Source organism: bacterium (assembly GCA_024228115.1).
Lineage (GTDB): Bacteria > Myxococcota_A > UBA9160 > UBA9160 > UBA6930.
The window spans coordinates 1-10,893 of record JAAETT010000130.1; the positions used below are offsets into that span (position 1 = coordinate 1).

At 66.3% G+C, this 10,893-nt stretch carries 8 protein-coding genes; 6 read left to right on the forward strand and 2 right to left on the reverse strand.

Annotation, left to right across the window (positions count from 1 at the left end; genetic code table 11):
• The first annotated feature begins 280 nt into the window (after window positions 1-280).
• From GY937_06290 to GY937_06310, 5 genes are all read left to right on the forward strand, one after another.
• The gene (locus GY937_06290) at window positions 281-1,027 is read left to right on the forward strand and encodes a MotA/TolQ/ExbB proton channel family protein (GenBank protein ID MCP5056320.1); all 747 of its coding nucleotides are present in this window, start codon (window positions 281-283) and stop codon (window positions 1,025-1,027) included.
• The gene (locus GY937_06295; GenBank protein ID MCP5056321.1) at window positions 1,017-1,421 is read left to right on the forward strand and encodes a biopolymer transporter ExbD; all 405 of its coding nucleotides are present in this window, start codon (window positions 1,017-1,019) and stop codon (window positions 1,419-1,421) included. Before GY937_06290 ends, GY937_06295 begins: the two co-directional genes overlap by 11 nt.
• On the forward strand, window positions 1,418-1,828 hold the full coding sequence (locus GY937_06300; protein ID MCP5056322.1) for a biopolymer transporter ExbD: 411 nt from the start codon (window positions 1,418-1,420) through the stop codon (window positions 1,826-1,828). Before GY937_06295 ends, GY937_06300 begins: the two co-directional genes overlap by 4 nt.
• Complete coding sequence (locus GY937_06305; protein MCP5056323.1) at window positions 1,828-2,541, forward strand: TonB family protein; 714 nt, start codon at window positions 1,828-1,830, stop codon at window positions 2,539-2,541. The genes GY937_06300 and GY937_06305 overlap by 1 nt, the downstream gene beginning before the upstream one ends.
• A gap of 145 nt (window positions 2,542-2,686) precedes the next feature.
• On the forward strand, window positions 2,687-4,018 hold the full coding sequence (locus tag GY937_06310; GenBank protein ID MCP5056324.1) for a beta-lactamase family protein: 1,332 nt from the start codon (window positions 2,687-2,689) through the stop codon (window positions 4,016-4,018).
• A gap of 67 nt (window positions 4,019-4,085) precedes the next feature.
• Here GY937_06310 and GY937_06315 read toward each other — a convergent pair whose 3' ends face one another.
• Window positions 4,086-7,187: an efflux RND transporter permease subunit gene (locus tag GY937_06315; protein ID MCP5056325.1), complete on the reverse strand. Its 3,102-nt coding sequence runs from the start codon at window positions 7,185-7,187 to the stop codon at window positions 4,086-4,088.
• Complete coding sequence (locus GY937_06320) at window positions 7,184-8,212, reverse strand: efflux RND transporter periplasmic adaptor subunit (protein ID MCP5056326.1); 1,029 nt, start codon at window positions 8,210-8,212, stop codon at window positions 7,184-7,186. The genes GY937_06315 and GY937_06320 overlap by 4 nt, the downstream gene beginning before the upstream one ends.
• 766 nt (window positions 8,213-8,978) lie before the next feature.
• On the opposite strand from GY937_06320, the gene GY937_06325 reads away from it, so the two are divergent.
• Window positions 8,979-10,727 (forward strand): hypothetical protein, encoded by a 1,749-nt coding sequence (locus tag GY937_06325; GenBank protein MCP5056327.1) that lies wholly within the window; start codon window positions 8,979-8,981, stop codon window positions 10,725-10,727.
• The last annotated feature ends 166 nt before the right edge of the window (window positions 10,728-10,893 follow it).

A 10,893-nucleotide genomic window follows, 5' to 3' on the forward strand; every position in this document is an offset into this window, starting at 1 on the left:
GGCTTCCAGGGCAACCCCGGCTCACACCCGATCCGGAGCCTTCGCGGTCCCGGGCGCCCCAGACCCTACTCACCGCAACAATTCAACCGAGAATCCCACGCTACGCGGCCGATCTCGCTTCTACCGCGCAGACTCCTAGGCAACGTTGTCGGGCATTCCGGACGTCTGTTATGGTCCGCCGTCCAGCGCCGGGAGGCTCCGCTCGGCCGGGCTGGTGACCGACACGCAACAGGTTGCCGATGCTGTGCCCGCGGCCGCTGACGACCAGGTAACGAGTTCGATGGATGAGCCCAATACACTCGTGGATGTCGGGAGCATCGGTTCCGAATCGGTGGGGACGAGTCTCGCCCAGGCCCTCGAGATGGTTAGGTTGGGCGGCCCGGTCATGGTCGTACTGGCCGCCGCTTCCGTCGTTGGGCTGACGATCGTCCTCATCAAGCTCTACCAGTTTCGCGCCATGCAGATCGGCGAGCGGCGTTTCGTCAGCGCGGCAATCGCGGAGTGGCGAGCAGGCAGCGTGGACGGCGCTCTCGAGATCCTGGCGGGATCGAGGAGCCCGGTGGCGCGCGTGCTCGAAGTCGCCATTCGAGGCCTGCAACATCCAGGCGTGAGTGCGGACGTCGTCCGAGAGGAGGTCGCCCGGGTGGGCATGGCTCATCTCCAACGCCTGCGAAGCAATCTCCGCGGGCTGGAGGCGATTGCCACGCTAAGCCCGTTGCTAGGGCTGCTCGGCACGGTGCTCGGCATGATCGAGGCATTCCAACAGCTCGAACGCGCCGGAAACGGCGCCAATCCGACCATCCTTTCTGGCGGCATCTGGGAAGCGTTGCTGACCACGGCCGTGGGGATCTCCGTGGCCATCCCCGCCGTGGCCCTGCTGAACTGGCTGGAAGGCCGGGTGGGTCGGCTCGGACATGCGATGGAGGACGCGGCCACTTCCGTGTTCACCGTCGAACTCGCGCCGGAGACCCGGACGGTCGAGGGTGCAAAGAGCCTGACCTCCAGCCGAGCACAGGGTGCAGATTGACGCCAAGCCGTCCCGCCCGATTCGAATCGGGCTCACACCGCTGGTCGACGTGGTGTTCATCCTGCTCGTGTTCTTCATGCTGGCCACGAGCTTCCTCGATTGGAGCGGGATCGCGATCGAGGCGCCTGTCGTCGTCGCAGAACGAGCCGACGAAGAGGCCATCGTGGTTCGGGTTCGCGAGCACGGCGGTTTCCAGCTGCTCGGTGAGGAAGTTGCAAGAGGAGAGCTGACGGAGGCGATCGCTCGACTGCTTGCCGCCGGCCCGGAGCGACGAGTGGCCGTCGTACCCGACCCCGAGGCTCCACTCCAGCAGGTCGTGCACGCCCTGGACGACATCGCCGCGGCGGGCGGAACGAACATCACGCTTGCGCGCAGTCCCGGAGAAGCAAGGTGAGATTCGAGACACCTTCGCGAAGCGAACCTGCCGACGAGAGCATGATCCCGCTCGTGAACGTCGTCTTCCTCCTGCTCATCTTCTTCGTCCTGACGGGAACCCTCACGCCACCGGATCCGCTTTCCGTTCTTCCTCCCGAAAGCGCCTCCGGGGCCAGTGTGACCCACGACGCGGTGGTCGTGCTGCTCTCTGCGGACGGACGGGTCGCGATCCGTGGTGAGGAAATCCCGCTGGACGCCCTCGCTTCCGAGGTGGAAGAGCGACTGGCGGACGAGCTTTCGTTGGGAGTGCAACTCGAGGCGGATCGTGGCGCCTCGTCGCGGATGCTCCTCGACGTCCTGGATTCGCTGCGCGAGATAGGGATCGAGCGGGTCGTGATCCGCACCAGGCGGGCCGCGGAGCCCTGATGGAGATCCTCCCCCGGCATTGGGCCGTGGCTCTTGGCCTGGCCGCCCTTCTCCATCTGGGCGCTTCGATCGTGATCGTGCGCGCCTCCGCGAGTCGAACACCCGAGGTCCATACCCTGGTGCTGACGTTAGGCTCGTCTGCTGGCGCGTCCGCATCGACTGAGCCCGTGCCCGTTCCACCGCCGCCCGCGCCGGCTCCCCTTCCAGAACCTCCTCCCACACCCGAACCCGTCCCCCCTCCGATTCCCAAGCCCGAGCCGCGAGAAGAAACCGTGGTGCCCGTGCAAGAAGAAGCAACGCCGGCGAAGCCGCCCCAACCGCTGGCCGCCGCGACTCCCTCACCGACACCTCTCGCGCCGACCGAGCCGCGCCCCGAAGCCGCCGCGGAAGAGGCCGTGAACGTGATGAACCCAGGCGGCGAAGCCGCGGAAGCGCGCTATCTCAGCATTCTCAGCCGGCGGCTTGCACAACAGCGGCGATACCCGAGGCGAGCGCGTATCCAACGACTGGAGGGCGAAGCCGTCGTTGGTTTCGAACTGGATCGGCGCGGCCGCGTGCTCTGGCGGCGTATCCAGCGAAGTTCGGGCCACTCGATTCTCGATCGCGAGGCGCTCGCCATGATCGAGCGGGCCCAACCCTTCCCGCGCCTCCCTGCGGCCCTCGGGAAGGCAACGCTCGAAGTGCGGGTCCCGGTGCAGTTCGCGTTGCGGTGATCCCCGCTCATCCGAATGGCCCGGCATCCAAGCTGACGTAGTGCCCCCATTCAGGTTCGATCGCGGGGCGAAACGCCCCGCGTGGAGCTTCCTGCGCGCACGTCGTGCACGTTTCGCTGGCGCGTCGTTTGCTTGGTCTCCCCCCATGAGCCTGCTCCACAATCTACGGCCGGCCTCCGAGCCGTTCGTAGCCATCGATGGATTCCTGCACCCCAACTTCGGCCCCGTAGCGGATCGGCTGCGTGAGCAACTCGACGGTTCCGTGGGCGGCGCAGCGGTCTGCATCTACCACCGTGGGCACTGCGTCGTGGATCTCTGGGGCGGCGTCCGCGATGCCGCCGGGCAGCCGTGGCTGAAGGAGACGATGTCGCCCAGCTTCTCGACCACGAAGGGCGTCGCATCGACGTTGCTTCACATCATGGTCGATCGCGGGTTGCTCGACTACGACGATCGCGTTGCGAAGCATTGGCCCGAGTTCGCGGCAGCCGGCAAGGCAGAGATCACCGTTCGACAGATCCTCTCGCACCAATCCGGCCTCTACCACATCCGCGAGATGATCGACCGGGCCGATCGAATGCTCGACTGGGAGCATATGATCACCGCCATCGAGGAGACCGAGCCGATCCACACGCCCGGGGAGCGGACCGGATACCACGGCCTGACGTATGGCTACCTGGTCGGCGAGATCCTTCAGCGTGTGACCGGTCGAGCCTTTTCCGACCTGGTGAAGGAGGAGTTGGCCACGCCGCTGGGGCTCGATGGCATGTTCATCGGCACCCCCGAGGAGGAACTCAGCCGGGCCGCCGAGCTCATCTGGCCGCGATCCAGCGTGGGACCCCGCTGGATCGGCCAGAGCATGGTGCGCCAGGGGATGACGGCCGCAGCTCCGCTGGTGGAGATCGGCGCACGACTCGCAGGTATTCAGGTCGACCTGCGCAGCATTCTCGATTCGCTCGCACCGCGCGGGATCGATGATTTCGATTTTGGTGCGGAAGAGACCCTGCGCGCATCGATTCCTGCGGCGAACGGCCTGTTCACGGCTCGTTCCCTTGCACGAATGTACGCGGCGCTCGCCGGCGGAGGCCAGATCGGCGGGACACGAATCCTCTCCAAGAAGGCGCTGCTTCGAGCGACGCGCGTGCAGACCAAGGTCGCCCACCGCGTCGTGATTCCCTTCGATATGCAGTGGCGCCTCGGCTATCACGGCGTATTCACCACGCGCGGGACACCGCGGCACGCCTTCGGGCATTTCGGCTTCGGTGGCTCCGGAGCCTGGGCGGATCCGAGCCGCGATCTGGCCGTGGGGCTGATCGTGAACTCCGGGCTCGGCACGCCGTTCGGCGACATGAGGATCGCCCGCATCAGCGCCGCGGCGCTCGAATCGGCGGATCGCGGGCGAGCCGTGCGGCGCGCCGGTGTGGCCGGCCGCAAGCCCACCAGCGTGCCCGGTGAGGAACCGGCGCATTCCAGGGCCTAGCGTACGCAGGCGGCGCGAAAGCGGTGACCTTCCGTGAGGCCCGCCTCCAACCGGCATGCTTGCCCGGCTAGCTTCCGGAACCCTCTTCAGCGGCCTTCGCCGAACGCCTGAAGCCACGATGCGGGCCCTCGATCAGCGTGTAGATCACCGGAACGACGAAGAGGGTCATCATCGACGAAACCAGCAGGCCCGAGATCACCGCGATGCCGAGCGGCGCCCAGAACTCACCACCCTCGGCGATCCCCAGTGTCAGCGGCAGCAGCCCGGCGATGGTCGTGATCGTGGTCAATAACACCGGACGGAAGCGCGTCTCAGAGGCCGCCGAAGCGGCATCCATGAGCGACATGCCCGCACGGCGCAGCCGGTTGATTGCATCGATCAGCACGATTCCGTCGTTCACGACGATCCCCGTGAGCGACACGATGCCGATGAACACCATGAAGCTGAACGGCGTGCCCGTGACGAGCAGGCCCAGGGTGACGCCGATGACCGATAGCGGGACCGCGAACAGCACGATGAACGGCTGTCGCAGGGAATTGAACTGCACGACGACGATCGCGTAGATCAACACCGCGGCCCATTTGAGCGCGTCCCACAGGCTGGCGTAGGAACGATCGCGCTCCTCGGTCTCACCGCCGAATTCGAGATCGATGTCATGGGGCAGCGGAAGCGTCGCCAGCGCTTCGCGCGCCGCGGCTTCGAGGGTCACGGACGAAGCCTCCGCAGAGACATTGGCGCGGACCGTCACCGTGCGACGTGTGTCGTGTCGGAAGATCGCGTCGTGGGTGAAGCTCAGATTCACCGCGGCGATCTCGCCCAGGGGCACGATCGCACCCGAGGCGGCGCGAAGCGGAAGTTCGCGAACCCGCTCGAGAGTCTGGTCGTAGCTCTCCGGGGCCTTCAAGCGCAGGTCGACACGCTGCCCGGCGATCCACATGCGTCCGACCTCGATTCCGTGAAATGCCGTCAGCAGCGCGCGAGAGACCTGGTCCGTGGCAATTCCGAAATGCGCAGCAGCACGGGGCCGATCGACATCGACCTGGATCTCCGGCTTCGTGTCGTCGTAGTCGACGCGCACGTCCTCGGCCATGTCGAGCAAGGCCACTTCGGCCTCCACGCTCCGTGCGGCTGCAGCGATCGCCGAGAGGCTCTCTCCCTTCACCCGGATCGCGAGAGCAGCGCCGACGCCCGGCCCTTCGCTGGGCTCGTGCACGTCGATCTCCACGCCGGCGAACGAAGCGAGATCCGTACGCAGCCCGCGCACGATTTCGGCCTGGCCGCGACGACGCTCCCCGGTAGGGACGAGCTCGACATTGATGCGTCCGTACTGAGGCCCATAGCGACCCGCCTCCCGGGTATCGGTCGTGAGAGCGCCGGTGTCCCCCGTCGTGAGCACGTAGCTCCCCACCTCCGGGAGGACGGCAACCCGCCGGGAAATCAGCTCACCCACGCGGCTCGTCTCTGCGAGCGGGGTTCCGAGCGGAAGTGCGTAGTTCACGGTGAACCGGCTCCGATCCGTGCGGGGCAGGAAGATGCTGTCGATTGCGCCACTCATGAAGAGCACGCCGGAACCCGCCAGGGCCAGGAGCGCTGCTGCAACCACTGGACGTGGACGTGCGAGCACCCTCTTCAGTGCCCTGGCATAGACGCTGCGCAAACGTGCGAGATCCGGCGCCAGCCATCCCCCCCGTTTCGGATCCCGTGCGGGCCGGCGCGGGATGCGTGCCGATGCCGCCGGCAGCAGCAGGTGATCCACGAAGACCGAGCCCATCAGCGCGAACACCACGACTTTCGGCAGCACCGACATGAACTGACCCATGACACCGACCATCAGAAGCATCGGAACGAAGGCCGCGATGGTGGTGAGATCCGCAGCGATGACGGGTGTGGCCACGCGATCGAGCGCGGCCTTAGCGGCCTGATCCGGCCGCAGCCCCGCCTCGCGCTCACTCTGGATCGCCTCTCCCACGATGATCGCGCCGTCGACCACGAGGCCGAGCACCAGGATCAGACCAAACAATGCGATGTTGCTGATCGCCATGTCGAATACGTAGAGGCCGACGAACGTTGCCAGCACCGCGAACGGCAGCACGCTGCCAACCAGCAGGGCCTGGCGTAGATCGAACATCCAGAGCAGCACGCCAACCACCAGCACGAGCCCCACGACCGCACTGATTCCGAGCTGCCGGATCATCCGCTGGATCTCATCGGAGCTATCCGATGTCGCATCGATCTGCACGCCTGGTGGGAGCTTGGCGCGCTGCCGGTCTACCTCCGCACGCAGCCGCTCGACGGTATCGAGGGTATTCACGTGGGGGCGCCGACGGACGCGCAGGGTCACGCTCGGTTCGCCATCGATCCAGGCCTCGGAAGTCAGGCGCTCGTGCGTGAGCCGAACCTCGGCTACGTCGCGCAGGGTCAGCACCCCCGTCGGCTCGCTGGCAATGGCGATGTCCCGGATCTCCTCCAATGACTCGAACTCGCCCGTGGAGCGGAGTTGCCGTTGGGCACCCGCGGAGCGCAGCTCCCCGGCCGGAAGACTGCGGCTCTGGCGCACAACCGCCCGGACCAGATCGGCCTGGGTGAGATCGAACTCGGCAAGCGCGGCCGGGTCGGCCAGGATCTGCACTTCGCGTTCGTAGCCACCGAACACGTCCACCTGGCTCACTCCTGGGACACTCTCCAGGTGAGGTTTCAGATCCTCGGCCAGGTCCCGCAGGTTGAAGAGATCAGCACCGCGCAAGGTGAAGAAGATGATCGGAACGTCGTCGAGGCTGAGTTCTCGGACCACCGCCGGATCCGCATCGTCCGGGAACTCGACCTCGGCCAGGTCGACCCGATCGCGCACATCGCGCAGGCTCTCGGTCATGTCGGCCCGATCCTCGAACTCGAGGATCGCGGTGGAGAAACCTTCGGAGGACACCGTCGTCATGTGCCGAAGCTCATCGAGGGTATTCAGCTGCTCTTCGAGCTCCAGGGTCAGCTCGGTCTCCACATCCTCGGGCGCGGCGCCCACGTAGGGTGCTCCGACGAACGCGAACGGGATCACGATGTTGGGCGCGCGCTTCACGGGCAGGACGGAGAGACAGAAGATCCCTGCCAGCGCGAGCACGACCGCCGCCACGAAGACCGGCAGCGGCCGGTCGATGAATCGGTCGAGGATCTTCAAGGCCCAGGGTCGGCGGCGCGCAGGACCGTGTTGTCGACGCGCACTGCCATTCCGTCCCGGAGGCCATGCTGGCCGCGCACGACCAGTTCGACGTTTCCGTCGCTGATCGCGATCAGCATATGGTCGCCGTGGAGGGGCGCATCACCGACATCCACGGCCCGGGCACGGCCCTCCTCTGCGAGGAACACCGTGCGCCGTCCACTCCGCTCCACCACCGCCTCGAGCGGTGCGACGATCACACCGTCGAGCACGCTCGTCACGATCGCGGCCCGCGCGCTCATGCCCGGGCGCAACTTGCCATGGGGGTTCGGAACGAGGATCTCTACCTCGAAGAGATGGCGCCCCGAAGCGGCGGCCGGCGCGACACGTTCCACGACGCCCGGAAAGCGCTCGTTTTCCAGCGCGGGAACGCTGACGGCGACTTCCGCACCTTCGCGTACCCGCCCCACCTGATAGCCCGGCACGCCGACACTCAACGTGAGAGCATCGAGCTGCATCAGCGTGGCAATCGGTGTGCCGACCCCGACCACCTCCCCCGGCTCCGCGAGGGTCTCGGCGACCACACCGTCGAAGGGAGCACGCAAGGTCTTGCGCTCGAGCTGCTCGCGGGCCGTGTCGAGCTCGGATTCGCGAAGACTGACGGCGGTGATTGCGTCCTCGTGCGCCTTCTCGCTGGCGACTTTGGAGCGCTTCAGGCCAGAGATGCGCTGTAGGTGGGAGCGCGCATCGCGGAGCTGCAGCTCGGCCTGGCGCACGCGGGTGCGCTCGAGAGCCGCATCGAGCCACGCGACCTTGAGACCCGCATCGATCGGGAGACCTTCCGCCGCCACCGCCTCGAGCCGACCCGGAGCCTCGAAGCTCAGCATGCGATGCTCGCCGGCCTCGAGCACGCTGAGTTTGTCGGGCAGGGTCACGTCGTAGGCGCCGGGGCTGAGATTGGCGGTGGCGACGAGCACGGCCCGAGGCTCCGCCCGGGCTGGCCCGGGCGGCAGGCTGAGCGCCACCGCCACGATGATTCCAGCCACCGACCCAGCCCTCCGCGGCCGTGTCTGCATTCCCTCCGACGGTACTGATCGCATGGGGGTCCCCGAAGCAAGGCCCGTGCCTCGCATCGAGGCAGGATCGACCCGGCCGAGGCCGATCTCGTTCCAGATCGACGCAAATTGTGGCATGATGTCTCACTTCGATGAGTCGAGAACCGCCCGGTCTCGGCCCGTGATTCCCGTTCATGAGCGGCTAAACGCGTGGTAAACTCCCGCGGTCGACCTGCACGGCGGCACAGCGGAATCAAGCGGAAGGGACCCATGCAGAAATGGTGGCTGGTTGTGGGGCTTATGCCCCTCTTTTTCTCTCTTGTTGGATGCCGGGAGCTCGATAGCGGGCCCGTCTACCAGGTCGCCAACCAATGCTACGCCGTGGGCGCAGTCGATCCGGGACGTTTCTGGCCAAAGATGCTCGCGACGACGAGCGATGGCACCGGCTACCGCTTCTCCTATGGCCGTGCGCGAGACGCCGAGGCCTTCTTCCTGAAGCCTTCCGCTCTCGGGACCTACCCTGTTCTACGACCAGGGCGGGTCCTACCTGGTCTCCGACGGCAGCGGCATCCAACGACAAGCCGTCCTGGCCTCCGACGTCACGACGGTCGATGACGGCTTCGAATCCGAGGCGGAGTGGGAACTCTCGACGTCGTTCCAGCGCCGACGCCCTTCGCTTCGGCTCCGCCACCGGCGCAGCGGGCACTACCTGCGCACGACCGGACTGGTCGATGGCGCCAAGAAAGCCGCGAAGCTGGTGCTGATCCCGCGCGAGGATTGCAGCGAGTTCCCCGAGGCCACCCTCGATGCGGAGGGCAGCCCCGATCCCTTCGAGTTCGAGGACGGCTCGGTCTTCGGCATCGTCGATACGCACTCCCATATCCTGTCCAACTTCGGCTTCGGGGGGGGAGGCATCTTTCATGGCGCACCCTTCCATCGCCTCGGCATCGAGCATGCCCTCGCAGATTGCGAGCTCTACCACGGGCCCGAAGGCCGCAAGGATCTCTTCGGCTTCGGCTTCGACAACCGCGGCGATACGAACGCCCTGCTCTTCAGCTTCGTGACCGGCGAGACGCCCACCGCGAACCATGCAACCGCCGGCTACCCCGAGTTCACCGACTGGCCGAACGCCCCCAAGAGTTCCACCCACCAGGTGCAGTACTACCGGTGGCTCCAACGCGCCTACCTGGGTGGGCTGCGTCTCGTCGTGCAGCATGCCACCACGAATCAGATCATCTGTGATCTGATCGCAGGGGGCGGCATCCAGCCCACACGTTATGCGTGCAACGACATGGTCGCCGTCGATCGCATCATCGACGAGACCTACGCAATGCAGAAATACATCGACGCCCAGGAGGGCGGCCCCGGGAAGGGCTGGTTCCGTATCGTGCGCTCTCCGGCCGAAGCTCGCCGGGTGATCCGACGCGGCAAGATGGCGGTGATCCTCGGAATCGAGACATCGAACCTCTTCGATTGCTTCCTGACGCCCTCCGCCGCGTTCCCCTCCTGCACCGAACAGGACATCATCGAAGAGCTCGACGCCTACTACGATCGCGGCATTCGCGCGCTCTTCCCCGTGCACAAATACGACAACGGATTCTCGGCAGGGGATGGCTCGAAAGCCGTGATCGCACTCGGCAACTTCATCCAGACCGGCCACTTCTCCAACTTCACGAACGACTGCGACCCGAGCGTGCCGCCGGGTTTCGACCAGGGTCCGGCCACCTTCCCCGGGCTGATCCAGCCCCGCGCCGACTACTTCGCCCCCGCACCCAACGATTTCAGTGGCTTCGCCAATGATCCGGTCCAGACCCTGGCGCCCTTCCTGCCCCTCCTACTGCAGCCTCCTGGCCCCGAAGAGGTCTGCCAGGCAGCGGGCCTGACGCCTCTCGGCGAGTTCCTGATCGAGCAGATGATGCAGCGGGGCATGATCATCGAGGTCGATCACTTTCCGCGGCGTTCCTATCGTCGGGCGTACGAAATCCTCGCCCAGAACGACTATCCCGCCGCGGGCACCCACGGCCGCAACAACCATGGGGAGCTGTATCGCCTGGGCGGCGTCTCGGGCAGCGGCTTCGGCCGCTGTCGCTCCGCTAGCGCGTCCGCGACGGTGGACGACGGTTACCAGGCGCGCATCCAGCGCATCGAAGACAACGGCGGCTTCCCGGCCGAGGGCTTCAACTTCGACCTGAACGGTTTCGCGGGTGCGCCGGGGCCCCGTTTCGGACCGGATAGCGGTTGCTCGGAGCCGCAGCAGGATCCTGTGACGTATCCGTTCACGTCCTACGCTGGCGACGTCACGTTTACCCAGCCCCAGGTCGGAAACCGCACGATCGATTTCAACACCGAAGGCCTGGCACACATCGGCTTGCTCCCCGAACTCATCGAGGAGATCCGGGGCGACGGCGTGAGCGACGCAGAACTCGAACCGCTCTTCAAGTCGGCCGAGGGTTATTTGCGGATGTGGGAGAAGGCCCGGCGCCGCGCCGAAGAGTTGCGCCCCTAGCCGACGTCCCAGCCTTCGGAAGTCACGCCTAGGAGTCTGCGCGGCAGAGGGCCATTGAGGGGTGAGTCTCGCTAGAGTGAGCCATGCCGCGAGACTTTCGACGCTACGAGCCGGACCAGTCGCTTCTCCTGCCGCCCTCGCTTCGGGATTGGCTTCCCGAGGATCA

Bases quoted from the DNA above. Each gene is read 5' to 3' on its own strand.
- GY937_06290 (MCP5056320.1), top strand. From the start codon at position 281: ATGGATGAGCCCAATACACTCGTGGATGTCGGGAGCATCGGTTCCGAA.
- GY937_06305 (MCP5056323.1), top strand. From the start codon at position 1,828: ATGGAGATCCTCCCCCGGCATTGGGCCGTGGCTCTTGGCCTGGCCGCC.
- GY937_06310 (MCP5056324.1), top strand. From the start codon at position 2,687: ATGAGCCTGCTCCACAATCTACGGCCGGCCTCCGAGCCGTTCGTAGCC.